Raw genomic sequence first — 22154 nt, forward strand, 5'->3', positions numbered from 1 at the left:
ACCGGCATGGACAGCATCCTCGCCCTCAGCCTCGAAGCCATGCAAGCTGGCATGGCTCGCATGGACCGTGCGGGCATGAACCTGGCGAACGCCCAGACGGCCGGCTACAAGCGCGAGGTGATGCTGGCCAACTTCGCGCAGCGCTTGCAGCCGGCGGACGGCGCCGCGGCCCCGGCGGCGACCGCCGTGCATCTCGACCTGCGCCAGGGAACGATGCAGACGACCGGCCAGAGCCTCGACCTCGCGCTCTCCGGGCCGGCCTGGTTCGAGGTTGCCACCGCGCAAGGCAACGCGTACACGCGCATGGGCAATTTCCGGCGCGATGCCCAAGGCCGGCTGGTGACTGCGCAAGGCCAGCCGGTGCTGGGCACTTCCGGCGAGATCACTCTGCCGGACGGCATTCCCGTCATCGATGTGCAGGGCCGCATCTTCGAATCGGTCGCGGGCGCTGGCCAGGCCCGGTTGCGCGGCGAGCCGGTCGCCCAGTTGCGGCTGGTCGCCTTCGAGGACGGTGCCGTCTCGCACCGTCTCGGCGACGGACTGGTGGCCTTCGACGGCTCGCCGCGGCTCGCTGACGGCGAGACCGAAGTCCGGCAGGGCTACCTGGAGAACTCCAACGTGCGCTCGGCCGACGAGATGGTGCAGCTGCTGCAGACCCTGCGCCATTTCGAATCCATGCAGAAGGTGGCGCTTGCGTACGACGAGATGCTGTCCAACGCGCTGCGCAAGCTGGCGGACAACCCATAAGGAAGGAAAGCTGAGATGTTCGATGCCCTCGCCATCGGCGCCACCGGCATGCACGCGCAGCAGGCCACCGTGGACGCAATCGCCAACAACCTCGCCAACGTCCAGACCACCGGCTTCAAGAAAAGCCGCATCGTCTTCTCCGACCTGGTGGCGCCAGCTGCCACACAGCGCGCCGGCGCGCCGCTGGCAGCCTTGCAGGGCGCGGGCGCTGGCGTCGCCTTGCCGACGCCCGTACGCCTGTTCGAGGGCGGGGACCTGAAGAAGACCGACTCGCCCTGGGACATCGCCATCCAGGGCGACGGCTTCCTCGAGCTGGCCATGCCGGATGGCTCGCGCGCCTATACGCGCGGCGGCACGCTGAAGGTGAACGCGGACGGACAGCTCGCCACCGCGGGCGGCATCCCGCTGAAGCCCGGCATCCTGATCCCCGACAACGCCGAGGCGCTGGTGATCTCCGCCACCGGCCGCGTGCAGGTCCGCATCCCCGGGCAGTCCACGCCGGTGGAGGCGGGGCAACTGGAAATGGTGCGCTTCGCCAATCCAGGCGGCCTGCTGGCCCAGGGAGGCAACGTCTACAGGGCGACCGATGCCTCGGGCGAGGCCATCGGCGGCAAGCCGGGCGAGGACGGCGTTGGTACCGTGGCCCAGGGTTCGCTGGAGGGCTCCAACGTCAAGCTGGTGGAGGAGATGGTCAACCTCATGGTGGCGCAGCGCGCCTACGAAGCCAGCGCGAAAGTGGTCCAGGCCTCCGACGAGATGCTGGGCATCGTCAACGGGCTGCGGCGATGAAGGCGCATCTCCCCTGGCTGCTCGTGCTGCTCGCGATGACGGTCCGTGCGGCGCCGCTGGCCACCATCGAACTGCGGCCGCACGTCGAAGTCACACGACCCGTCGTGACCTTGGGCGAGGTCGCAAGGCTCGAATCGAAGGACCTCTCCGTCATGCGTGCCCTCGTCGACCTGCCGCTCGGGCCCGCCCCAGCTGCCGGCCGGACGGCGACGCTGCAGCGCGTGGCCCTGGCCGCATGGATCCGCGTCCGTGCCGGCATTCCGGAAGAGGCGCTGCAGTGGGTGGGGCCCGCCGCAGGCGAGCTGGTTGCTGCGACGCGGCTGCTGCGCGGCGAGGACATCGCGGCAGCTGCGGAGGTCGCGTTGCGCGAATGGCTGCAGGCCCAGGGTGTGCGCGGCGAGTTGCAGCACGACGGCCTGCCGGGCGACCTCGACATGCTCGCGGGCGACGTGGCCTTGCGTCCCCGCTCGCTGCAGCACCTGGGCCTGCGCCCGCGCATGGTCGTGTGGGTGGAGGTCTGGTCGGGTGAGAACTTCGTGCGCGCCGTCCCCGTCCCCTTCCATGTGCAGGCCTGGCGCACGGTTCCGCGGACTGCCGCCGCCTTGCCGGCCGGCGCTCCCTTGCTGGAGGCCGTGCTGGTGAACCAGGACGTAGACGTGGCGGCGGCGACAACGCCGCCCTTGGCGGATGTGCCCGCCGGTTTGCGGGTCCGCCATGCGCTGCGCCCCGGCGAAACGTTGAACGCGGCCAATACCGAAATCCGGCCACTGGTGCAGCGCGGCCAGTGGGCCGCCTTGCGCTCCGGCGCCGGCCTGGTGACGAGCGAAGCCCGCGTCGAAGTGCTGCAGGACGGCCGTCTGGGCGACAGCGTGCGGGTGCGGCAGCCCGGCGCATCCGGCGGCGTCATCGCGCGCGTGACGGGTCCGGGACTCCTGGAGATCGCGAGATGAGAACAAGGAACCGCGCATCTGCTTTCCTGCTTGCGCTCGCCTGCGCGGGTGCGGCCCAGGCGCAAAGCCTCTACCGCGAAGACAGCTGGCGGCCCCTGACCGCGGACAACAAGGCTTTCCGTCCTGGCGATGTGCTGACCGTGCAGGTGTTCGAGAACTCCAGCGCCACCACCAGCGCGGACACCGGGACGCGGCGCAACAACCACATCAGCGGCGCGCTCGCACACGGCAGCAACGTCGCCGCGCAGGCTTCGCTGGCGGTCGGCGGCGATTTTGATGGCGGCGGCCGCACGCAGCGCACGAACCGGCTGCTGACCATCGTGTCTGTGACGGTGCAGGAAGTCCTGCCCGGTGGCCAGTTGCGGATCGCGGGCACACAGTCGGTGACGGTGAACGACGAGGTACAGACCGTCACGCTGGAGGGCGTCGTGCGTCCGGTCGACATCAGCGATGGCAACGTGGTGCAGTCCACGCGCATCGCAGCGGCCCGCATCACCTATCTCGGGGAAGGTGGCGTCAGCGACCGCAGCCGGCGGCCCTGGTGGCGGCAATTGCTGGATTTCGTGGGGTTCTGAGATGCGGGCGCTGCTGCTTCTGGTCCTGCTCGCCGGATGGATCACCGCCGCCGCGCAGGGCACGGCGCTGCGGGTGAAGGACCTCGGCAAGGTGCAGGGCTGGCGCGAGAACGTGCTGGTCGGCACCGGCATCGTCACCGGGCTCGCCGGCACCGGCGATTCACCGGGGAACCGCGCGACGCGCCAGGCGCTGTCGAACGTCCTGGCGCAGTTCAACCTCACCGTGGCACCGGAGCAGGTGAACAGCCGCAACGTGGCGGTGGTGATGGTGAGCGCGGCACTGCCGGCCTTCGCCCGCGAGGGCGATACGCTGGATGTTTCCGTGGCCTCGAGCGGCGATGCGCGCAGCCTCGTCGGCGGCAACCTGCTGCTCACGCCGCTACGCGCGCCGAACGGGCGGGTCTATGCGCTGGCGCAAGGCCCGCTGGCGGTGGGCGGCCACCGCTACGACGCGAATGGCAACGTCGTGCAGAAGAACCACCCGACCGCTGCCGCTATCCCCAACGGCGCGACGGTCGAAGTCGGCATGCCGCCGCCGGAGCCGGGCGTCTTTGCCCACGTCACCTTCGTGCTCGCCGAACCGGACTACACCACGGCCAGCCGCGTGGCAGAAGCGATCAACCGGCAATTGGGCCCGGGCCTGGCGCATGCGCGCGATGCTTCCGGCATCGAGATCGAAGTGCCGTCCGCGCAGCAGGGCGAGCCGGTCGCCTTTCTCGCGCGCCTGGAGAGCGTGGCCGTGGAGCCGGACCGCCGGCCTCGCGTGGTGATCAACGAGCGCACTGGCACCGTCGTCTCCGGCGGTGACGTCCGGCTGTCGCGGGTGGCTATCTCGCATGGCGACCTGAAGATCACCGTCGCCAGCACCAACAGCGTGTCGCAGCCGGCCTTCATCGGACGGACCGGCCCTGGCGTTCGAACGGAGGTGGTGACCAACACCGAGCTGACGGTGGAAGAGCCGACCGGCGTGGGTTTCCTGGCCAGCGGAGGCACGGTCGCCGATCTCGTGCAGTCGCTGGCCCGCATGAAGACCAGCACGCGCGACATCATTTCCATCCTGCGTGCCGTCAAGGCCGCGGGAGCCCTGCACGGCGAACTGGTCGTGCAATGAATCGGATGCAGCAGCCATGACGCCGTCGCTGGAAGCCGTGACCACTGCCACCTTGGCCAAGGCGCTCGACGCTGCGGCCTTGCGGCACCAGGCGGTCAGCGCCAACGTGGCGAACGCCAACACCGAAGGCTGGCAGGCATTGCGCCTGCAGTTCGCGGCGCAGCTGGAGGACGCGCGCGACACGCTGCGCGAGCGCGGCAGCGTGAACCTGCAGCAGGTGCAAGCCCTGCAGCCGCAACTGGAGGCCGACCTGGACGAGGCGGGCGCACCCGTCGCCGTGCAGCTGGACGCGCAGGTGACCGAAATGGCGCGCAACGCGGTGCATTACCAGGCGCTGCTGCAGGGCCTGTCGCGCCATTTCGCGCTGTTGTCGGCTGCGGCCGCCGAGGGAAGGCATTGACATGGACTATGGACGGATCTTTGCGCTCAGTGCTGCGGGCATGCAGTTGGAACGGACGCGGCTCGAGGTCGCCGCGATGAACCTGGCCTACGCCCATAGCCCGCAGCACCCGTCGAACCCCGGCTACCAGCCGCTGCGGGTGGTGTCCCGAGCCGCGTTCGCGGGCTTGGTCGAAACGGGTGAGGTCGCGCCCCCGATCGGCAGTGTCGAGGCCGCGCCCGTCGCCGTGCGCCTCGTGCAGGAGCCGGGTCATCCCCTGGCCGATGAGCAAGGCTTCGTCGCGTATCCGGGTGTGGATCCGGCCACCGAAATGGTGAGCCTGATGACGGCTCTGCGTTCCTACGAGGCAAACGTGGCGGCCCTGAACACGGCGCGCGCGCTGGCGCTGAAGACACTCGAAATAGGGCGGGGAGGCTGAAGTGGAAGCGATCACCGCGCTCGGCCCGCAGGACGAAGTCCCGGGCCTGCCTTCGCCGGCAATGGCTGGCCCTGGCGCGGGCAGCCTGTCCTTCGGCCGCATGGTCAGCGAGGGACTGCAGGCGCTGGACACGCAACTGAAGACCAGCCAGGCCGACCTTCAGCACCTGGCCCTGGGCGAGGCGCAGAACCTGCACGAGGTGATGATCCGGCTGGAAGAAAGCCGCATCGCCCTGCAGCTCGCGCTGCAGGTTCGCAACCGCGTCCTGGAGGCCTACCAGGACGTGATGAAGATGCAGGTCTGAGGAACGGCCATGGACCACTGGTGGCTCGCACTCGGGCGGCGCGCGCAGGCAGGCCTCGTGGCGGGCTTGGTCGCGATCCTGCTGTTCGTCGCTTTCGCCTCCTGGTGGGCGTTGCGGCCGGACCGGGCCGTGCTGTTTTCCGACCTGCGCGAGCAGGACGCGGCCTTGCTGGCGGCGGAACTGGACAAGCTGAAGCTGCCCTACGCGGTGGCGGAGAACGGCAGCACCTTGCTGGTGGAGCGCTCGCAGGTCCACGCCACCCGCATGAAGCTGATGGGCAAGGACCTGCCGCTGCACGGGGCCGTCGGCTTCGAACTGTTCAACAACGGCGACTTCGGCATGACCGAGTTCGCGCAGAAGGTGAACTACCAGCGCGCGCTGCAGGGTGAGCTCACGCGCACCATCCTGACCTTTCCCGAAGTGCAGGATGCGCGCGTGCACCTGGCGCTGCCGGAGCAAGGTCTGTTCAAGCCCGCATCCGCGCGTCCCAAGGCCGCGATCACGCTGGCGCTGCGCTTCGGATCAGGCTTGCGGCCCGAACAGGTGAGCGGCATCCAGCGGCTGGTGGCGGCCGCCGTGCCCGGGCTCTCCGCATCGGAAGTCACTCTCGTCGACCAGCAAGGCCTGGCGCTCAGTCGCGTGACGCAGGAGGGCGAAGAAGGCGGAGCGCGGCTGGACCTGAAGCGCGAAACGGAGAACTACCTCTCGCGCAAGGCCGGCGCCGTGCTGGAGCGCGCCTTCGGTCCGGGGCAGGCGCTCGCCAGCGTGGACGCCACCTTGAACATGGAGCAGGTGCGCGTCACCACCGAAGACGTCATCGCTGCGCCGGACGGACGCGGCGGTCCGGCCGCCGGAGTGCTGGTGCGCGAGCGGGAGTCGTCGCGCGACACCGCGACGCCCGAGCCGCGCGGCATGGATGCGCGCGGCCTGCGCGGGAGCAGCGTGCAGCGGGACGTGGAGTACCAGGCCGGCCGGCGCGTCGAGCAGGTCGTGAGCCAGCCGGGATCGATCCGCCGCTTGCAGGTGGTGGCGGTGCTGCGTGCCGCGCTCGACGCCGCGCAGCAGGAGCAGGTGCGCAAGCTAGTTGCGGCTGCCGTCGGTGCGTCGTTCGAGCGCGGCGACACGGTGGTCGTGCAGTCCTTTGCCGCCATTGCCGCGCCCGGAGCTGCGCCTGCGCCTCCCGTGGAGGTGGTGCCACGCGCCGCGTCTGGTCTGTCCTGGCCGGCCTGGCCGTTCGTCGCGGGCGCGGTGCTGCTTTTGCTCGCGGTTCTGCTGGTGCTGCTGTTGCGCAGGCGCCGGCAAGCCAGCGCTCCCCTCGTGCTGGACGAGCAACAGCGGCGGCTGGCGCTGCAGCGGGTCGAAGCCTGGTTGCAGGAGGCTGCGCCGGTCGAAGCGGTATCCATAGCCGCGGGGAGACGGACACCATGAATGCCACCGCTGGCGCACGCAGGGCCGCCTTGTTGCTCCATGCCATGCAGCCGGCGGACCGGCAATGGGTGCTCGCCGCCCTGCCGGCAGCGCAGGTCGGCGCGTTGCGGGACATGCTGGCCGAACTGGAAGTGCTCGGCATCCCGCCGGATGATGCGCTGCTGCGGCCACTGGCCGAGGCGCCTGGAGCAACGCCAGCCGAGCGGCTTGCACGTCTCTCCGGCAATGAGTGGCAGTCGCTCGCGCGATGCCTGCAGGACGAGGGAGCGGAATTTACCTGTCGCCTGCTGGCGGGCCAGGCCTGGCGCGAAGTCCTGCTCGCACATTGCGACGAAGGCTTCCGCTCTCGCCTGGCCAGCGCGATGCACGCGGCTCCCAGCGCCTTGCTGCACCGGGCGATGTGTGAAGCAGCGCTGCACGCGTTGGCCCGGCGGTCGCCTGTTGGCGCGGGCCGCGGCCGGCGTTGGCGCCTGCCATGGAGGCAAACCCCATGATCCATTCCCCTCCCGAGATCGTCTTGCGCCAGGTTCGGCTGGATGGCACGGCTGCATTGCTGGCGCGCAGCCGGCCGGCCGCAGGCAACGCGCCGCCTGCAGATCCGGTCGCGAGCGCCGCCCGCAGCGGCTACGAAGAGGGCTTGCGCTCCGGTCGGGAGGAAGGGCTGCGACTGGGCTATGAAGATGGGCGGAAGCAAGGCCTGCAAGCTGCCCAAGCGGCGGCGCAGGAGGCCGAACAGATGCGGGAGTCCGAAGTGGCGCAGGCTGAGGAACAGCGTGCGCAGGAACTCCGCAGCCTCTCTTCGGCCTTGCAGCAGGCGCTGCAGGCAATCGCCGCGAAGGCGGAGGACGACATGGTCCTGCTCTGTTTCGAGACCATCACGCGTGTGATCGGCGAGGCTGCGCAGCACCGCGAGAGCGTGCCCACGCAGGTGCGGGCGTTGCTGTCGCAGTGGCTCGGTGCGCCGCCCATCGCCGTGCACCTGCATCCAGGCGACCTCGCCTTGCTGCGCGAGGGGGACGTCGAACCCGGCCTGCCCTGTGTCGCCGATCCGCAAGTGGAGGCCGGAGGGTGCATCGTGCGCGGCACGCAAGGGGCGCTCGATGCCCGGCTCGATCGGGTGCTCGACGCCGTGCGGCAGACCTTGCTGGCGGCGCGCGGCGTGCGCCAGTCCGCGCGATGAACGCGTTCGCCCCCTATTGCGACGCCATGCGCGCCGCGGACTTGCATCCGCGCCTTGGCTGGGTGCGCAGGCTGCAGGGCCTCGCCATCGAGGCAGAGGGGCCCGAGGCGGAAGTCGGGGAGCTGTGCCACATAGCGGCGCGGACGGGTGGCAGCGGCGTGATGGCCGAGGTGGTCGGCTTGCGGGCAGGGCACGTCACCTTGATGCCTTTCGGCAGCCTCGAAGGCATCGCAGCCGGGGCGGAGGTCCATGCACTGGGACAGCGCTCCACCATTGCGGCCGGCAACGCCCTGCTGGGGCGCGTCATCGATGCCTTCGGGCAGCCGCTCGATGGCCACCCCTTGCCCGCACTGCCGGAACATTGCCCGCTGCGGTACCCCGCGCCCAGCCCGTTGGCACGCCCACGCATCACGCGCGTGCTGGAAAGCGGCATCCGCGCGATCGACGCCTTGCTGACGCTGGGCCAGGGGCAGCGGGTGGGCATCTTCGCCGGCAGCGGCGTCGGCAAGAGCACGCTGCTCGGGATGATCGCCCGGCACGTGTGGGCCGACGTCAATGTGGTCGCGCTGGTCGGAGAACGGGGCCGCGAAGTGCGCGAGTTCATCGACAAGCAACTGGGAGCGGCGGGACTGGCGCGCTCGGTGGTCGTCGTCGCGACCGCCGACCAGCCGGCGCTTGCCCGCGTACGCGCGGCGCACGCGGCAGTGGCGCTGGCGGGATGGTTCGCGCAGCGCGGCCAGCAAGTCGTGCTGACCCTGGATTCCATGACGCGGCTGGCCATGGCGCGGCGCGAGATCGGGCTGGCCGCCGGCGAGCCCGCGACGGCGCGCGGCTATACGCCGTCCGTCTTCGCCGAGCTGCCGCAACTGTGCGAGCGCTGCGGCACGCACCCGTCAGGAGGCTCCGTCACCGCCCTGTTCACCGTCCTGGTCGAAGGCGACGACTTCAATGAACCCGTCTCCGACTGCATGCGCGCCATTCTCGACGGTCACGTCGTCCTGACGCGCGAGCTTGCGCAGCAAGGGCTCTATCCCGCCATCGACCTGCTGCGCAGTGTCAGCCGACTTTTTCCGGACTTGGCGGACGCAGCCGAACGGGCGCTGGCCGCCAGCGCCGTGCAGCGGCTCGCGTTGCTGGAGCGGCACCGGCAGATGGTGGAGATCGGTGCCTACCAGCGCGGTGGCAATCCGGCTCTCGACGAGGCGCTGGAGCGCGAGCCCGGGCTGCGCGCCTGGCAGCAGCAGGCGGAGGGCGGCGTGCCGCGTGCGGAGGCCTTGAGCGGCTTGCGCGCGGCGCTGGCGGGGAAAGGCAAGCCATGAGATTCCAGTGGAAGCTGTTCCCGCTGCAGCGCAAGCTCGAATGGGACCTGGACCTTTCGCAGGGCCGGCTGGCCGTCCTGCAACGCGGCGGCGAGGACGCTGCCGCGCTGCTCACGGCGCTGGAGGGGCAGCAGTCGGAACAGGTCATGCATGTCGGCGCCCAGGCTCGCATGCAAGCCGATCCCGGCCTGCGCGCGCAGGCATTGGCCTACCTGTGCGCCATGGAGGCGCGCATCGCGCAGGCTCGAGCGCAGGAGCAGCACTTGCAGCGCGAAATCGCGCAAGCCCGCGCCGAATGCCTGCGCTGCCGGAAGCGCCTGGATGCGATGGAGCGGCTGCGCGGGCAGGCGGCGGTGGCGTATTGGCGGGAAGAGCAACGCATGGAAGCCAAGGAAGCCGATCTCGCCTGGCTCGCCCGGCGCGGCTCGCAGTCGCCGGGAGAGCGCGGGTGAGCGCAGGGATTCCGTTCCTGGTGCGTTCTGCGCGCATGACAGCGATGCCACCGGCACCGAAGGCAGCCGTGGGAAACGGGTGGCAGCAGGAACTGCAGCGCGCGCAGGCCGCCGGCTGGTTCCGGCGCGCGGATGGACTGGCGCAACGCGACGCTTCTCCGTCTGCAATCGCCGTCGCATCCCGGAAAGGTGCGGCCGTCGCGTTCCATGCGAGCCAACCCGCCAGGACACCAGGCGGAACGCAGGGAGGCAGTGAAGCACTTGACGCCGCACACCAGGTGGGTGCATCCGGGAAGCGCACTTGCATTGCACTGCCTTCGTCGAAGGCACCCGATGCCCTGGCCCAGGAGGCGGCCTCATCAATCGACGAAGGGCCTCCAGCGCTTCGAGATACCGCCGGCTCCGTGCGACGAACCGCTGGCGCCGCTCGCGACACGGGAACGGCGCCGTCCCGTCCCGTCATGCCTCTTCGTATCGCCTCACCGTCGCACGGACCGCATGTCCACGTCGAAGGTGATGCAGGCAGCGTCCACGTCTGGCTGGGCATCCCCGGCAGTCACTGCGCGACGACCGAAAGCGCGCGCGCGGCATTGCGGCTCGTAGGCACAGGCCTGCGAATCGCGAGCCTCTCCTGCAACGGCCGCCTCCTCTACCAGGAACGAAAGGAACCATGATGGCGATCAGCTCCGTCGATGGCAGCACGGCTGCCGCAGCTTCCGCGAACAGCATCGGGCTGCAGGACTTCCTGAAGATCCTGCTGACGCAGCTGAACTACCAGGATCCCCTCAAGCCGATGGACAACCAGGCGTTCATGGCGCAGATGGCGCAATTCACTGCGCTGGAACAGACGCAGCGCATGAACGACAAGCTGGACCTGCTGATCGCCAATCAGTCGGCGCTGCAATCGGTCGGCCTGATCGGCCGGCAGGTGGACGTCACCACCAACAGCGGAAATATCACAGGGACGGTCGCCTCCCTGTCACTGCAAGGCGACCAGCCAAAGCTTAGCGTGAGAACCAGTGACGGCAGCCTGCTGGAGGACCTGGGCCTCGCGCAGGTGAGCGCCGTGCGCTGAGGGGGTGCGATGCTCGATTCCATCTACGTCGGCATGACGGGCCTGGCCGGCTATGCCAAGGGCCTGCGTGTCATCGGCAATGACACCGCCAACCTCAACACGCCCGGCTACAAGGGCTCCACGCTGCAATTTGCCGACCTGTTCTACGCGGCTTCGTCTTCATCCGGTGAACAACCGGAGCGGCTCGGTTACGGCTTGCAGACGGGTGGAACGCAACTCGACATGCGCCAGGGCGAACTGCGGCAGACCGGCAATGACTTCGACCTGGCCGTCGATGGCGAAGGCCTCTTCGTGCTGCGCAACGAAGCGGGCGAAACGCGGTACACGCGTGCGGGCCAGTTCGAATTCGACCAGGCCGGCGTGTTCGTCAACCGCCTGGATGGCAGCAAGGTGATGGGCCTGGACGCTGCCGGCCAGCGCACGGGAATCCGCCTGGATGGCCTGCGCAGCATTGACGGCGAGCCGACCAATAGCGCGCGCTTCACCGGCAATCTCTCCAGCACAGTGCCGGATTTCACGGCCAGCGGCGTGAAGGTGTTCGATGCCATCGGCGAGCAGCACGAGCTCACGGTGAAGTTCACGCCCGTCGCGGATAGCGTGGGCGCCTGGAACGTCGACGTGCAGGAAGCCGGCTCCAGCGTAGGCACCGGGCAATTGGTGTTCGTCGACGGCAAGCCGACGGAAGCGAGCGCGAAGCTCTCCTTCAGCTTCCAGCCGGCGGGCCGCTCCGCGCGCCAGCTCACGCTCGATTTCTCCAGCGACGTCACGTCCTTTGCTTCGGGCGACTTGTCCACGCTCGCCATGAGCAGCCAGGATGGCCGGGCGCCCGGCACGCTGAGCAAGGTCAGTTTCGACGACAGTGGAGCGCTGGTGGCAACCTATACGAATGGTGCGACAGCGAAGGGCGCGCGCCTGGAGCTGGCGCGTTTCCGTTCAGCCGATGGCTTGCAACAAGCAGGTGGCAACCAGTTCGCCGCGGCCGAAGGTGCGGAGCCGGAAACCGGCGCTGCCGGCGAGGCAGGGTTCGGGGCCGTGCGCAGCGGCGTTCTGGAGATGTCGAACGTCGATCTCTCGCGCGAGTTCACCGACCTGGTGGTGATGCAGCGTGGCTACCAGGCTTCGTCGCAGGTCATCACGACGGCCAACGACATGCTGCAGGAACTGTTCCGGATGAAGGCCAAGTGATGGTTGCCTGGCTGCCGCCCGACACCGGGCGTGAACTGCGCTGGTGGGACGAACGTCACCTGCAATCGCTCGCGCAGGTGTTGACGGACGCCACCGAGTCCTGGCTGGCAGCATGGACGGCGCAACGCAGCGCGCTGCGGGTGCACTGCCGCCTGCCCGTTGCCGCGGACCTGCAGGAGCAGGCGGCCTATGTGTTCGGCGGCAGCGACGGTGCGGGCGCCTGGCTCGGTTCTCGCAGTGCGGACGAAGCGGTGCTTGCAGGGTTGCTGTTTCCCGGATCCACCCGCACAGGCGCCATGGCACGGGCGGTACTGGAACGGTTTCGCGCCGATGGCCTGCAGCGTCTGGCCACTGTGCTGGGACTGACTTCCCCCGCAAGCTGTGTGGAAGCCCCGCCGGAAGGAGTCGCCGTGCCGGGGTCCGGCGCGGTCACGGCCGAATGGGCGGCGCCGCTGCCGTGGCGGCTGGTCATCGGTGCGGCAGCTGCCGCGCCCTGGCGATCGCGCCCCGGCGCAAGTACCGCGCGCTGCGCGGGCCCGCTGGCCGCGGTCCACGAAGCCTTGTTCCAGCGCGAGTTCGTGCTGCAGGTCGAACTGCAAGGCTGCGAGCTGCAGCTCGGCGCATTGCGCGACCTGCGGCCCGGCGATGTCATCCGCTTGCCGCATCGACTGGAAGCACCGGCGAACGTGCGCCAGGAAGGCCGCACGCTTTTCTCCGCCCACCTGGGCCGCCAAGGCGGCGCCAAGGCCGTCGAACTCGCACCGGCCTGAGCGCGCCGCAGCGGACGAGGGATGCCATGAGCCAGATGATCGAAACCCTTCTGCACGAGAGCACGCCACCGCGGCCGCGGGCGCGCAGCATTGCTTTCGAGGAACTGGTGGCCGGGGCGGTCGATGGTCCGCCGCTGCTCGCCGACACGCATCCCTTGCTCGGCGTCAAGGTGCAGCTGCAGGTGCGCGTGGGTTCGGCCTCCATGACGGTGGGCGAGTTGCTGGCAGCGCGCGAGAACCAGGTGCTGGCCCTGGACCGCGGCGTGGACCAGCCGGTGGACCTCGTACTCGATGGGCGCACCGTGGCGCGCGGCCAATTGGTGGCGGTGGACGATTGCTTCGCCGTACGCATCACCGAGCTGCCGGTTCCGCTGAAGCTGTGACATGGACCCTCGCGCATGCCGTCGCCGGCTCGCCCCGTGGCTCCTCGCCTGCGGCTGGGCGCTGACGGCAAGCGGCCACGCGCAGGAGACGGTCCGGGCCGCGCGAGTGGGAGCAAGCAGCGTCCTGCCCACGACTTTGCCGCTGAGGCGCGGGGCGGCGGACACGCCGGCTGCGCCGCCGTGGCTCGCCGCCTCCAGCGTGCTGCTGCTCGCTGCGGCAGGTGGCGGCCTGCTGGTGATGCGGAGGCAGCGCTGGCCATGGCTTCGCATCGCTCGGCCTGACGGCGGACGCCCTGGCCTGGAGCGCATCTCCAGCCAGGCGCTGACGGCGCAGGCCAGCCTGCACGCCGTCCGCTGGAACGGCGAAGAGCTGCTCGTTGCCTGCACGGCACAGCAGGTGACGCTGCTGGCCCGGCGGCCTGCGAGCAGCGCGGAGGGAGAGAGGGCATGAGCAACGCGGTTCGGCGTGGTGCAGCCATCCTGCTCCTGCTGCTGGCCGCGGGCGCGCAGGCGGCGCCGGCTGGCCCGTCGCTGGTCGGCATGGAAACCTCGCAGACGCTGCGCATCGTGCTTGGCCTCACGGTCCTGGCCGTGCTGCCGGCGCTGCTGGTCTGCGTCACCGCTTTCTTGCGCATCGTGATCGTGCTGGCGATGCTGCGGCACGCCCTGGGCATGCCGGAAACGCCACCCAACACCGTGGTGATCGGCCTGGCCCTGTTCCTCACGCTGTTCACGATGGCGCCGGTGCTGCATCGAGCCAACCAGGAGGCTTTCCAGCCCTTCATGCAAGGCACGCTGCCGATGGAGGCGGCCTATGACAAGGGCGCGGCGCCCCTGCGCGAGTTCATGGTGCGCCAGACACGCGAGCAGGACCTCGCCTTGATGGTGGAACTTTCCAAGGCCGATGTGCCGCAAGGCATGGACGACATCAGCAACGTGCAGCTGGTGCCCGCGTTCATGCTCTCCGAACTGCGGGCTGCATTCCAGATCGGTTTTCTCGTGTTCCTGCCTTTCCTCCTGATCGACCTGGTCGTCTCCAGCGTCCTGATGGCCCTGGGGATGATGATGATGCCGCCGACCACGGTGGCCTTGCCGCTCAAGGTCCTGATGTTCGTGCTGGTGGACGGCTGGAGTCTGGTCCTGAAGGCGCTGGTCGGCAGCTTCCGTTGATGCCATGGACGCGACGCTTGCGGCTCGGGGTCTCCCGCCGGCGCAGATGCCACCGGCGGCCGCGCACGAACTGGCGCTGTGGCGCCGCCTGCGCTCGAGCGGTGACGGCGAGGCGCGTGCGGGGCTGCTCGCCTTGCACATGCCCTACGCCCGGATCGTTGCCGCGACCTACTATGCACGGCGCTACACCGACGAGGTCGAATTCGGCGACTACCTGCAGTACGCCTCGATTGGCCTGCTCGAGGCCCTGGAGCGCTTCGACCCGGATCGCGGCGCGCTGTTCCGCACCTTCGCAGCCCGCCGCATGCATGGCGCCATCCTCAACGGCCTGGAGCGCCTGTCGGAAAAGCAGCAGCAGATCTCGGCGCGGCAGCGCCTGCGGGCCGAGCGCGTGCAGGCCGCCAAGGAGATGGCGCGGGACGCCGGCACCGGCGACAGGCTTTACGCGTACGTTGCGGAGGTCGGCGTGGGGCTGGCGCTCGCCTGGCTGCTGGAAGGGACCGGCCTGGTCCATCCCGGCGAGCGCGCCGAGTCGCTGCCCTTCTACCACCATGCCGAAGTGCGGCAACTGCGCGAAAGCCTGCTGCAGGCCGTGGAAGCGCTGCCCGCGCAGGAGCGCACCGTGATCCGCAGCCACTACCTGCAGGACCTTCCTTTCGAGGAGATCGCCACCATGCTGCAACTCACCAAGGGCCGCATCTCGCAGGTCCACAAGAGCGCGCTGCAACGCTTGCGCGCCTGCCTGGGCGATGGCGCGGCCGTGGCGTTGTGAGAATGCCATGGACGCGAGCACGCATTCTTCCGCCGCCCGCCTGGGCCAGCTGCAGGCCTGGCTCGCCGAGGACCCGGACAACCCGGCACTGCTGGCCGACGCCTGCGACAGCGCCATTGCCGCCGGTGCGCACGAAGAGGCGCAGGCGCATCTCGCCACCGCCAGCCGGCTGCGGCTGGATCCGGCGGCCTGGAGCTTCCGCCAGGCGCGCCTGTGCATCGCACGGCGCGAATTGGAGCGCGCCGCGGAGCTGCTGCAGCAACTCGCGGCCACCGAAGGCGAGCATCCGGTGCTGGCCCATGACTTCGCCTATGTGCGCCTGCTCCAGGGCGATGCCGAGACTTGCCGCAGCTTGCTGGAGCCTTGGCTGACCAGGGACTGCGCTCCCCAGCCGCTGGAAGCGATCCAGGCGCTCTGGCTGCGCGCGATGCATGCATCGGGCTTGGTGGAGGACGCCTGGTCCTGGCTGCAACAGCAGGAGGCGGCGCGGCTGCCGGCAGGCTTGCGCGGCGTGGCCAGCCTGCTGGCCGTCGATGCCGAGGATTTCGCGGCCGCCCGCACGCTGGCCGAAGCGGCGCTCGCCGTGCATCCCATGCACCCGGAAGCGCTGGTGGCGCGGGCCACCGTGGCGCTGGCGGAGCAGCAGGTGGAGTCGGCGCGCGGCTGGCTGGCGCAGGCGCTGCAGGCTAACTCGGATGACGGGCGGACCTGGTCCATGCTGGGCCTCGCCAGCCTGCAGGCGCGCGAGTTCGCGCTGGCCCAGGCGCAGCTGGAAAGGGCGGTGCAGGCCCTCCCGCGGCACATCGGGAGCTGGCATGCGTTGGGCTGGGCGTGCCTGTTGCAGCAGGACTTGCCGGGCGCGCACCAGGCCTTTGCGCAGGCCCTGGCCCTGGACCGCAACTTCGCCGAAAGCCATGGCGCGGTGGGCCTGGTGCTCGCCTTGCGCGGCCACCGCGAGGCCGCGCAAGGGCAGCTCGCGCTGGCCGCCCGCCTGGACCCGCGCAACGTCACCGGCCGCTTCGCGCAGGCGCTGCTGCGTGGCGAGATTGGCGATGCCGCGCGCCTGCAGGCGCTGGCGCATCGGCTGCTCGATCGTCCTGGCTTCTTCGGCGGCAAGCTGCGCGACTCGATGCCGAAGCGCTGATCGCGGGACGGCGGCTACCATGCCGGCATGCAGCCGACCCCGCATGCCCGTCCGCTCTGGACCCGCTTCCTGGTCTTTCTCGGCCCGCTGGTCCTCACCAACGTGTTGCAGGCGCTCGCGGGCACGATCACCACGATCTACCTGGGCCAGTTGCTCGGTGCGCGCGCTCTGGCCGCGGCGGTCAGCTTCTTCCCTCTCTTCATGTGCTGCATCGGCTTCGTCATCGGCCTGGGCGCCGGCGCGTCCATCCTCATCGGCCAGGCCTGGGGCGCGCGCGAGCCGGACAAGGTGCGGCGCGTGGCGGGCACGGTGCTGGTGGGCGCACTGGCGCTGTCCTGCATCGTCGCCGGGGTTGGCGAGCTGGGCATCGCGCCGCTCATGCGCGCGCTGGGCACGCCGGCGGACGTGCTGCCGGATTCGATCGCGTATGCGCGCGTGCTGCTGCTGGCGCTGCCCGCGCTGTTCCTGCACCTGCTGTCGGCGGCGGTGCTGCGCGGGCTGGGCGACTCGGTGACGCCGCTGCGCGCGCTGCTGGTGGCCAGCAGTGTGTGGGTGGCGCTGACGCCGGCCTTCATCCTGGGCTGGCTGGGGCTGCCGCGGCTGGGCGTCACCAGCGCCGCCTGGGCCAGCCTGTGCGGCAACAGCGCCGCTGTGGCGTGGCTAGGGTGGCATTTGCACCGCAAGCAGCACATGGTGGCGTTCGGCGCGCTGCGCCCCTACTTTCATTTCAACGGCCCGCTGCTCAAGACGGTGGCGCGCCTGGGCATCCCCACCGGCCTCTTCTTCATCACCAGTTCGGCGGCGGACGTGGGCATGCTCTCGCTGGTCAACCGCCACGGCTCGCAGGCCACCGCCGCCTGGGGCGCGGTCAACCAGGTGATGGCCTACGTGCAGTTCCCGGCCATGTCCATCGCCATCGCCTCTTCGGTGTTCGCGGCGCAGGCCATCGGCGCGCGCCAGCTGGCGGAGGTGGACCACGTGACGCGCGTGGGCCTGTGGCTGAACCTGCTGCTGACCGGCGGGCTGGCCGTCGTCGCGGCGCTGGCCGCGCCTTTCGCGGTGGCGCTGTTCCTGAAGGACGGCGCCATCATCGCGCTGGCCTCCTCGCTGCTGCACATCACCGTGTGGGGCAGCATCGCCTTCGGCATGGCCAGCGTGTTCACCGCCGTCATGCGCGCGGCCGGCACCGTGCGCGTGCCCACCAGCATCTCGCTGGGCTGCATCGCCTTGCTGCTGTTCCCCTTTGCCTGGTCCCTGGAGAACGCGCTGGGGCTCCAAGGCATCTGGGTCGCGTACCCGCTCACCTACGCATGCGCGCTGGTGCTGCAGACGCTGTACTTCTACGGCGTGTGGAAGCGGCGGCCCATCGCGCGGCTGGTGTAGCGCCGCGGGCGGCTCACTGCTGGTCGGCGTCGCCCTCCGGCTGGGGTTGTTGCTGTGCCGGCTGCGCGGCCTTGCTGCGCAGTTCCCTGAGTTCGAAGGTGCCCTGGTGGCCGGCGCCGTCCTGTTCCCAGCTGCACACTGCCGTGTGCTGCGAGCACGCCAGCACGGTCATCACTGGTCCGTCCGAACCCGCGGTCACCCGGTCACCCTTGCGAATGCTGTCCATTCTTTCATGCTATGTCCGGGTCGCCGGAAACCAAGCTGTGCGGCCTCAATCGCCCGCGCCGGTTTCCGCCGTGCGTGACTCGGCCAGCACATTCTGCAGGTGGTCGAAATCGACGGGCTTGGTCAGGTGGGTGTCGAAGCCGGCCCGGCGCGTGCGCTCGCGGTCCTCCGCCGTGCCCCAGCCGGTCAGCGCCACCAGCCGCATGTGGGACAGGTCGGGCTTGGCGCGCAGCAGGCCCGCCAGTTCGTAGCCCGTCATGTCCGGCAGGCCGATGTCCAGGAAGGCGATGTCGGGGTGGAACTGCTCCACCGCCGCGCGGGCCTGCTGGCCGGAGTTGGCGGTCTGCACTTCGTGGCCGTGCAGTTCCAGCAGCATGGCCAGGCTCTGGGCGGCGTCCTCGTTGTCGTCGACGATCAGTACACGCATGGGGTCCATGGCGGTTTCCTTGTTTCTCCGGTTCGCAGAGCCCTGGCTCAGCTTGTCCGGGGATTAGGCGCCAACTGTGGCGGCCGCCTTGTAGGACTGCAGCACTTCCACCTTCTTCACGCGCCCGCCTGCGCGCGGCGCCTGTGTTCGTCCAGCCATTGCAGGAAGGCCTCGGTATCCGACTTGTCGAACACGGCGTCCGCGCCCAGCCCCAGGCAGTGCGTCTTGATGCCCGGGCTGGCATAGCTGCTGAAGACGGCGATGCGGCCTCGGCCCGGGCACAGCACGCATTCGCTCACCACGCCCAGGCCGGAGCCTTGCTCGAGCACCAGGTCGATCACCGCGATCTCCCAGCCGCCCACGTTGCTGCGCAGCCAGAGGCGCGCTTCGGCCTCGGTGCCCTCGTTGGCGACGATGCGCAGGTCGCCGATGGCGGTGCAGGCGTCCTCGATCAGCGTGCGCATGCTCCACAAGTCTTCGACCAGGAACAGGCGAACGTCCAACGCAAACTCCGGAGCCGGTGGCAGACATTCTGCTTACTTGCTGGCTCTGCAGCCGCCAAGTCGCGCGGGTTACTGACGAACCGCCGGGAAGTTGTCGGGCGAGCAGTGGGCGCGGCCTGCTCAGGCCGCGTGACACGCCGGCTGGCGATACTCGAAGCGCAGGCCGCTGGTGCCAGCGGCCGGCGCCAGCGTGATGCGGCCCGCGTACCGGTGGGCCACGGCCGCAACGATGGCCAGGCCGAGCCCGCTGCCGGTTTCGCTGGCGCCTGGCACGCGGTAGAAGGGCTCGAACGCGCGCGTCAGCTCCGCTGGCGGAATGCCCGGGCCGTCATCGACGACGCTGATGACGGCGTCGCCCGCTTCGACATACACGGACAGCGAGACCCGGCCGCCGGCCGGGCAGTACTTGACGGCGTTGCCGACCACGTTGTGCATCAGCGTCCGCAAATCGAGTTCGCTCGCCTGCAGGCAGGCGTCGCGCTCGCAACGTTCCATGCCGAGGTCCACGCCCTTCGCCTGCGCGGACGGAACCAGTTCGGCGAGCACGTCGCAAGCGATGCCGGCGACGCCGACCGGCGCTGCCGCGGCGGGCAGCGGCGCCTCCACCCGCGCCATCGACAGCAGCTGCTCCAGCAGGTGCTGGATGCGCGCGATCCCCAGCTGCAGTTCGGCCAGCCGCGAACGTGCCTCGTCGTCATCAAGCACCGCTTCGACGTTGGCTGCCTGCAGGCGCAGCGCGGCGACGGGCGAGCGCAGCTCGTGGGCCGCGTTCGCGACGAAACGCTCCTGCCGCGCCAGCGACGAGGTCAGGTCCCCCAGCAGCCGCTTGATGGAGTGCAGGAAGGGCTGCACCTCCGCGGGCACCTCCACCTCGGGCAAGGCCGCCGCGCGCGCGGAGGCATGCGAATCCACGTGGTGCGCCAGCCGGCCCACCGGCTCCAGCGTGCGGCGCACGATCTCGCGCATCAGCAAGGCCAGCACCGGGATCAGCGCCAGCAGCGGGATCAGGGTGCGGATCGCGCTGTGGAAGGCGACCTCGTCGCGCACCTGCGTGCGCTGCGCGACTGCGACCCGCTCGCCCTGGGCCAGCGGCTGCAGCAGCACGCGCCAGCCGCCGCCGTTCCATTCGATCGTGTGGATGCCGTCCGGCAGGCTCGCCAGCGGAGCCGGCGCGGCGCTGCCTGGCCGCAGCGGCACGATCAGCAGGTCGTTGTCCGGTTCGGAGCCCGGCAACTGCGCGGCTTGCGCAGGCAGGTGCATCTGCCCGTTCGCGATCAGCGCGCCCGTCTCGTGCAGCAGGTCGTCCATGATCTCGTTGGCATCGTGCAGCGCCCAGGCGAACGACACGCCGCCGGCGACGGCACAAGCGAGCAGCAGCGTGATCGACAGGCCCAGCGACAGCCGCCACTGCAGCGAGTTGCGCTTCACGGCGCCCTGTCCACCATGTAGCCGACGCCGCGCACCGTGCGGATCACTTCGGCGCCCAGCTTCTTGCGCAGCCCGTACACCAGCACCTCCACGGTGTTGCTCTCGACGTTCTGGTCCCAGCCGTAGATGCGTTCCTCGAGGTCGCCCTTGGACACGATGGCGCCGGGCCGGCGCACCAGGGCCTCGAGCAGCGCGAACTCGCGGGCCGACAGGCGGCTGCGCGCGCCGCGAAACTCGGCCTCGTGCGAAGCCGGGTCGAGCGTGAGCTCGCCGCAGGCCAGCAGCGGCGCGCCGGAGCCGGCCTTCCGGCGGACCACTGCGCGCATGCGGGCGAGCAGCTCCTTCAGTTCGAAGGGCTTGACCAGGTAGTCGTCCGCGCCGAGGTCCAGCACGTCGACGCGCGTGTCCAGCTGGTGGCGCGCCGACAGGACGAGCACCGGCAGGGCCGGGTCGCTGCGACGCAGCGTGCGCAGGATGTCCATGCCGTCGGCCGCGCCCAGGCCCAGGTCCAGCAAGAGCAGGTCGTACTGGTTGTCGCGCAGCGCCGCCGTGCCGTGGGCCGCGTCGCGCACCCAGTCGACGGCGTGCGCCGCGTCCACCAGCGCCTGCGCGGTCGCGCGGCCGATCATGGGGTCGTCTTCGATGAGGAGGATGCGCATGGCGGACTCCGGCTCCGGGCTACTTTAGCGGCCGACCGTGGCGATGGTGTCGCCATCGTGCTCAGCACGAGCCCGCATCAGGCCCGCACGACGCGACGCGCCAGGGCGGCCCAGCAGCGCAGCGCCGCCCCGTAGGCGGGCAGCAGCGGCTGCCGCAGCGTTCGCACGACCAGGGCGCCGGCGAGTGCCACGGGCAGCGCCGCGGCCACGTCGAACGGGAAGTGGACGCCCAGGAACACGCGGCTCCAGCCCACGAGGAGGCCGAGCGCGAACAAGGCGGGGGACCAGCGGGCCAGCCGCTTGCCGAGCAGCGTAGACCAGGCGAGCGCCCAGAACACCGTCGTGTGGTCGCTGGGCAGCCCCGGGTCGGCGCTGTGGGCGAGGAACTGCGACCCGAGGTGCAGCATGAAAGGCCGGGGCTCGGGCCAGGCCAGGGCGACGAGCTGGCCGATGCCGAGCGCGACGAAGGTGGCCAGGGCGGCTTCCAGCAGGCCCAGGCGCTGCGCCTGGCCACCGCGCAGCCACAGCAGCACCATGCCCACGGGCAGCGCCCAGATCAGCCACTGCGCGATGGCGAGCGCGAATGCGATGGCGGAGTGGGGCGTCGCGGCGGACGCATTGATGCTTTCGAAAAGTTGGACGTTGTTCAGGAGCATGGGGTCGGGCGCAGGGAGCGGCTCCGGATGATGCGCGCGCATCCTGAGCCCCAGCTGAGGGCCCTGCGCCAGCTACCAGACCCGTGCCACGCGCACCCAGGCGCCGCCGCCCCCATATCCCACCGAGGCGGTCGTGCGCGGTCCCATCCAGTGCCCGACCAGCATCGCGGAACCTTCACCGATGAGGGCGCCGCCCACCACGTCCTTGGCGAAGTGGTGGTGGGTGTTCACGCGGCTCCAGGCGGTGGCGGTGGCCAGCACGTAGAAGGGCACCGACTCCTGCCAGCCATAGCGCTGGCGGACGAAGCCTGCCGAGGCGAAGACGGCGGAGGTGTGGCCCGAGGGAAAGCCCTCACCCGTGCCGTCCGGCCGCTTGGCGTCGATCACCGGCTTCAGGATCGCAGTGGTGCCTTGGGACAGCACCAGCGTGTAGCCCAGGCCCTTCAGGCCCTCGGTGTCGTCATGCACCAGGGCCAGGATGGCCGCGCCGGCGGGCAAGGCGTACTCCATGGCATCGCCGAAGGGGTCGGGCTTGGCCACGGTCTGCGCCTGGGCGCCGAGCGCGCAGCAGGCGAACAGCGCGCAGGCGGCAGCGGCACGGGCAGGCTTCATGCGGCGGCACTGTAGAGGCGCGGGCGTTAAGAACGCGTAAACGCCGCGCGGCCGCCGTATCATGGCCCGCTGCGCCAGCAACGAGGAGG

Annotated in this window: 29 protein-coding genes; 22 read left to right on the forward strand and 7 right to left on the reverse strand. The window is 70.2% G+C overall.

The features are described 5' to 3' along the window. Window positions 1-6: 6 nt before the first annotated feature. From HHL11_RS04080 to HHL11_RS04185, 22 genes are all read left to right on the forward strand, one after another. Window positions 7-747, forward strand: coding sequence for a flagellar hook-basal body protein (locus tag HHL11_RS04080; protein WP_169417162.1), 741 nt, complete (start codon window positions 7-9; stop codon window positions 745-747). Between the two features lie 15 nt (window positions 748-762). Next, a complete protein-coding gene (flgG, locus tag HHL11_RS04085) occupies window positions 763-1536 on the forward strand; it encodes a flagellar basal-body rod protein FlgG (protein ID WP_169417163.1) in 774 nt (257 codons plus the stop codon). Next, window positions 1533-2486, forward strand: a complete 954-nt coding sequence (locus tag HHL11_RS04090; RefSeq protein ID WP_169417164.1) for a flagella basal body P-ring formation protein FlgA — start codon at window positions 1533-1535, stop codon at window positions 2484-2486. The genes flgG and HHL11_RS04090 overlap by 4 nt, the downstream gene beginning before the upstream one ends. Beyond that, the gene (locus tag HHL11_RS04095) at window positions 2483-3061 is read left to right on the forward strand and encodes a flagellar basal body L-ring protein FlgH (protein WP_169417165.1); all 579 of its coding nucleotides are present in this window, start codon (window positions 2483-2485) and stop codon (window positions 3059-3061) included. Before HHL11_RS04090 ends, HHL11_RS04095 begins: the two co-directional genes overlap by 4 nt. A gap of 1 nt (window position 3062) precedes the next feature. Beyond that, window positions 3063-4172, forward strand: a complete 1110-nt coding sequence (locus HHL11_RS04100) for a flagellar basal body P-ring protein FlgI (RefSeq protein WP_169417166.1) — start codon at window positions 3063-3065, stop codon at window positions 4170-4172. Window positions 4173-4188: 16 nt separating this feature from the next. Then, window positions 4189-4572 carry a flagellar basal body rod protein FlgB gene (locus HHL11_RS04105; RefSeq protein ID WP_169417167.1) on the forward strand — a complete coding sequence of 128 codons (384 nt, stop codon included), beginning with the start codon at window positions 4189-4191 and terminating at the stop codon, window positions 4570-4572. A gap of 1 nt (window position 4573) precedes the next feature. Beyond that, on the forward strand, window positions 4574-4990 hold the full coding sequence (locus HHL11_RS04110; RefSeq protein WP_169417168.1) for a flagellar basal body rod protein FlgC: 417 nt from the start codon (window positions 4574-4576) through the stop codon (window positions 4988-4990). A 1-nt stretch (window position 4991) separates the two neighbouring features. Further along, the gene (fliE, locus tag HHL11_RS04115; protein ID WP_342593172.1) at window positions 4992-5294 is read left to right on the forward strand and encodes a flagellar hook-basal body complex protein FliE; all 303 of its coding nucleotides are present in this window, start codon (window positions 4992-4994) and stop codon (window positions 5292-5294) included. Between the two features lie 9 nt (window positions 5295-5303). After that, window positions 5304-6722 carry a flagellar basal-body MS-ring/collar protein FliF gene (fliF, locus tag HHL11_RS04120; RefSeq protein WP_169417169.1) on the forward strand — a complete coding sequence of 473 codons (1419 nt, stop codon included), beginning with the start codon at window positions 5304-5306 and terminating at the stop codon, window positions 6720-6722. After that, window positions 6719-7216, forward strand: coding sequence for a hypothetical protein (locus HHL11_RS04125; protein WP_169417170.1), 498 nt, complete (start codon window positions 6719-6721; stop codon window positions 7214-7216). The genes fliF and HHL11_RS04125 overlap by 4 nt, the downstream gene beginning before the upstream one ends. After that, window positions 7198-7902 (forward strand): FliH/SctL family protein, encoded by a 705-nt coding sequence (locus HHL11_RS04130; RefSeq protein ID WP_169417171.1) that lies wholly within the window; start codon window positions 7198-7200, stop codon window positions 7900-7902. Before HHL11_RS04125 ends, HHL11_RS04130 begins: the two co-directional genes overlap by 19 nt. Beyond that, the gene (locus tag HHL11_RS04135) at window positions 7899-9221 is read left to right on the forward strand and encodes a FliI/YscN family ATPase (protein WP_205964205.1); all 1323 of its coding nucleotides are present in this window, start codon (window positions 7899-7901) and stop codon (window positions 9219-9221) included. Before HHL11_RS04130 ends, HHL11_RS04135 begins: the two co-directional genes overlap by 4 nt. Further along, window positions 9218-9673 (forward strand): flagellar export protein FliJ, encoded by a 456-nt coding sequence (locus HHL11_RS04140; RefSeq protein WP_169417172.1) that lies wholly within the window; start codon window positions 9218-9220, stop codon window positions 9671-9673. The genes HHL11_RS04135 and HHL11_RS04140 overlap by 4 nt, the downstream gene beginning before the upstream one ends. A gap of 673 nt (window positions 9674-10346) precedes the next feature. Then, window positions 10347-10748 (forward strand): flagellar hook assembly protein FlgD, encoded by a 402-nt coding sequence (locus tag HHL11_RS04145; RefSeq protein WP_169417173.1) that lies wholly within the window; start codon window positions 10347-10349, stop codon window positions 10746-10748. A gap of 9 nt (window positions 10749-10757) precedes the next feature. Further along, a complete protein-coding gene (locus HHL11_RS04150; RefSeq protein WP_169417174.1) occupies window positions 10758-11933 on the forward strand; it encodes a flagellar hook protein FlgE in 1176 nt (391 codons plus the stop codon). Beyond that, window positions 11933-12703, forward strand: coding sequence for a FliM/FliN family flagellar motor C-terminal domain-containing protein (locus HHL11_RS04155; RefSeq protein ID WP_169417175.1), 771 nt, complete (start codon window positions 11933-11935; stop codon window positions 12701-12703). Before HHL11_RS04150 ends, HHL11_RS04155 begins: the two co-directional genes overlap by 1 nt. A 35-nt stretch (window positions 12704-12738) precedes the next feature. Next, on the forward strand, window positions 12739-13086 hold the full coding sequence (locus tag HHL11_RS04160; protein ID WP_240980000.1) for a FliM/FliN family flagellar motor switch protein: 348 nt from the start codon (window positions 12739-12741) through the stop codon (window positions 13084-13086). A gap of 1 nt (window position 13087) precedes the next feature. Further along, entirely contained in the window at window positions 13088-13537 is a 450-nt protein-coding gene (locus tag HHL11_RS04165) for a flagellar biosynthetic protein FliO (protein ID WP_169417177.1), read from the forward strand. Then, a complete protein-coding gene (gene fliP / locus HHL11_RS04170) occupies window positions 13534-14256 on the forward strand; it encodes a flagellar type III secretion system pore protein FliP (RefSeq protein ID WP_169417178.1) in 723 nt (240 codons plus the stop codon). The genes HHL11_RS04165 and fliP overlap by 4 nt, the downstream gene beginning before the upstream one ends. Window positions 14257-14260: 4 nt before the next feature. Further along, complete coding sequence (locus tag HHL11_RS04175; protein WP_240980001.1) at window positions 14261-15028, forward strand: sigma-70 family RNA polymerase sigma factor; 768 nt, start codon at window positions 14261-14263, stop codon at window positions 15026-15028. 7 nt (window positions 15029-15035) lie between these two features. Continuing rightward, entirely contained in the window at window positions 15036-16172 is a 1137-nt protein-coding gene (locus HHL11_RS04180; protein ID WP_169417179.1) for a tetratricopeptide repeat protein, read from the forward strand. A 27-nt stretch (window positions 16173-16199) separates the two neighbouring features. After that, window positions 16200-17555, forward strand: a complete 1356-nt coding sequence (locus HHL11_RS04185; RefSeq protein WP_169417180.1) for an MATE family efflux transporter — start codon at window positions 16200-16202, stop codon at window positions 17553-17555. A gap of 13 nt (window positions 17556-17568) precedes the next feature. On the opposite strand, the gene HHL11_RS04190 is transcribed toward HHL11_RS04185, so the two are convergent. The 7 genes from HHL11_RS04190 to HHL11_RS04220 form a co-directional block, all read right to left on the reverse strand. Then, window positions 17569-17781 carry a hypothetical protein gene (locus HHL11_RS04190; protein ID WP_169417181.1) on the reverse strand — a complete coding sequence of 71 codons (213 nt, stop codon included), beginning with the start codon at window positions 17779-17781 and terminating at the stop codon, window positions 17569-17571. Between the two features lie 45 nt (window positions 17782-17826). After that, window positions 17827-18216 (reverse strand): response regulator, encoded by a 390-nt coding sequence (locus tag HHL11_RS04195; RefSeq protein WP_169417182.1) that lies wholly within the window; start codon window positions 18214-18216, stop codon window positions 17827-17829. A 107-nt stretch (window positions 18217-18323) separates the two neighbouring features. Next, window positions 18324-18710, reverse strand: coding sequence for a response regulator (locus HHL11_RS04200; RefSeq protein ID WP_169417183.1), 387 nt, complete (start codon window positions 18708-18710; stop codon window positions 18324-18326). A 120-nt stretch (window positions 18711-18830) separates the two neighbouring features. Continuing rightward, the gene (locus HHL11_RS34800; protein ID WP_169417184.1) at window positions 18831-20138 is read right to left on the reverse strand and encodes an ATP-binding protein; all 1308 of its coding nucleotides are present in this window, start codon (window positions 20136-20138) and stop codon (window positions 18831-18833) included. Then, the gene (locus HHL11_RS04210; RefSeq protein ID WP_169417185.1) at window positions 20135-20797 is read right to left on the reverse strand and encodes a response regulator; all 663 of its coding nucleotides are present in this window, start codon (window positions 20795-20797) and stop codon (window positions 20135-20137) included. Before HHL11_RS04210 ends, HHL11_RS34800 begins: the two co-directional genes overlap by 4 nt. 77 nt (window positions 20798-20874) lie before the next feature. Further along, window positions 20875-21453: an undecaprenyl-diphosphatase gene (locus tag HHL11_RS04215; RefSeq protein ID WP_169417186.1), complete on the reverse strand. Its 579-nt coding sequence runs from the start codon at window positions 21451-21453 to the stop codon at window positions 20875-20877. A gap of 72 nt (window positions 21454-21525) precedes the next feature. Next, window positions 21526-22065 (reverse strand): phosphatase PAP2 family protein, encoded by a 540-nt coding sequence (locus tag HHL11_RS04220; protein ID WP_169417187.1) that lies wholly within the window; start codon window positions 22063-22065, stop codon window positions 21526-21528. Window positions 22066-22154 lie beyond the last annotated feature (89 nt).

The sequence above is a fragment of the Ramlibacter agri genome (genome assembly GCF_012927085.1).
Taxonomy (GTDB): domain Bacteria; phylum Pseudomonadota; class Gammaproteobacteria; order Burkholderiales; family Burkholderiaceae_C; genus Ramlibacter; species Ramlibacter agri.

What these genes read in the sequence shown, in the direction of transcription:
- HHL11_RS04155 (WP_169417175.1), top strand. Translation starts at nt 11,933, where the DNA reads ATGGTTGCCTGGCTGCCGCCCGACACCGGGCGTGAACTGCGCTGGTGG.
- HHL11_RS04125 (WP_169417170.1), top strand. Translation starts at nt 6,719, where the DNA reads ATGAATGCCACCGCTGGCGCACGCAGGGCCGCCTTGTTGCTCCATGCC.
- HHL11_RS04165 (WP_169417177.1), top strand. Translation starts at nt 13,088, where the DNA reads ATGGACCCTCGCGCATGCCGTCGCCGGCTCGCCCCGTGGCTCCTCGCC.
- fliP (WP_169417178.1), top strand. Translation starts at nt 13,534, where the DNA reads ATGAGCAACGCGGTTCGGCGTGGTGCAGCCATCCTGCTCCTGCTGCTG.
- HHL11_RS04095 (WP_169417165.1), top strand. Translation starts at nt 2,483, where the DNA reads ATGAGAACAAGGAACCGCGCATCTGCTTTCCTGCTTGCGCTCGCCTGC.
- HHL11_RS04215 (WP_169417186.1), bottom strand. Translation starts at nt 21,453, where the DNA reads ATGCTCCTGAACAACGTCCAACTTTTCGAAAGCATCAATGCGTCCGCC.
- flgG (WP_169417163.1), top strand. Translation starts at nt 763, where the DNA reads ATGTTCGATGCCCTCGCCATCGGCGCCACCGGCATGCACGCGCAGCAG.
- HHL11_RS04210 (WP_169417185.1), bottom strand. Translation starts at nt 20,797, where the DNA reads ATGCGCATCCTCCTCATCGAAGACGACCCCATGATCGGCCGCGCGACC.
- HHL11_RS04080 (WP_169417162.1), top strand. Translation starts at nt 7, where the DNA reads ATGGACAGCATCCTCGCCCTCAGCCTCGAAGCCATGCAAGCTGGCATG.
- HHL11_RS04220 (WP_169417187.1), bottom strand. Translation starts at nt 22,065, where the DNA reads ATGAAGCCTGCCCGTGCCGCTGCCGCCTGCGCGCTGTTCGCCTGCTGC.
- HHL11_RS04175 (WP_240980001.1), top strand. Translation starts at nt 14,261, where the DNA reads ATGGACGCGACGCTTGCGGCTCGGGGTCTCCCGCCGGCGCAGATGCCA.
- HHL11_RS04140 (WP_169417172.1), top strand. Translation starts at nt 9,218, where the DNA reads ATGAGATTCCAGTGGAAGCTGTTCCCGCTGCAGCGCAAGCTCGAATGG.
- HHL11_RS04195 (WP_169417182.1), bottom strand. Translation starts at nt 18,216, where the DNA reads ATGGACCCCATGCGTGTACTGATCGTCGACGACAACGAGGACGCCGCC.
- HHL11_RS04135 (WP_205964205.1), top strand. Translation starts at nt 7,899, where the DNA reads ATGAACGCGTTCGCCCCCTATTGCGACGCCATGCGCGCCGCGGACTTG.
- HHL11_RS04090 (WP_169417164.1), top strand. Translation starts at nt 1,533, where the DNA reads ATGAAGGCGCATCTCCCCTGGCTGCTCGTGCTGCTCGCGATGACGGTC.
- HHL11_RS04185 (WP_169417180.1), top strand. Translation starts at nt 16,200, where the DNA reads ATGCAGCCGACCCCGCATGCCCGTCCGCTCTGGACCCGCTTCCTGGTC.
- HHL11_RS04190 (WP_169417181.1), bottom strand. Translation starts at nt 17,781, where the DNA reads ATGGACAGCATTCGCAAGGGTGACCGGGTGACCGCGGGTTCGGACGGA.
- HHL11_RS04150 (WP_169417174.1), top strand. Translation starts at nt 10,758, where the DNA reads ATGCTCGATTCCATCTACGTCGGCATGACGGGCCTGGCCGGCTATGCC.
- HHL11_RS04180 (WP_169417179.1), top strand. Translation starts at nt 15,036, where the DNA reads ATGGACGCGAGCACGCATTCTTCCGCCGCCCGCCTGGGCCAGCTGCAG.
- HHL11_RS04130 (WP_169417171.1), top strand. Translation starts at nt 7,198, where the DNA reads ATGGAGGCAAACCCCATGATCCATTCCCCTCCCGAGATCGTCTTGCGC.
- HHL11_RS04145 (WP_169417173.1), top strand. Translation starts at nt 10,347, where the DNA reads ATGGCGATCAGCTCCGTCGATGGCAGCACGGCTGCCGCAGCTTCCGCG.
- HHL11_RS04100 (WP_169417166.1), top strand. Translation starts at nt 3,063, where the DNA reads ATGCGGGCGCTGCTGCTTCTGGTCCTGCTCGCCGGATGGATCACCGCC.
- HHL11_RS04160 (WP_240980000.1), top strand. Translation starts at nt 12,739, where the DNA reads ATGATCGAAACCCTTCTGCACGAGAGCACGCCACCGCGGCCGCGGGCG.
- HHL11_RS04110 (WP_169417168.1), top strand. Translation starts at nt 4,574, where the DNA reads ATGGACTATGGACGGATCTTTGCGCTCAGTGCTGCGGGCATGCAGTTG.
- fliF (WP_169417169.1), top strand. Translation starts at nt 5,304, where the DNA reads ATGGACCACTGGTGGCTCGCACTCGGGCGGCGCGCGCAGGCAGGCCTC.
- HHL11_RS04105 (WP_169417167.1), top strand. Translation starts at nt 4,189, where the DNA reads ATGACGCCGTCGCTGGAAGCCGTGACCACTGCCACCTTGGCCAAGGCG.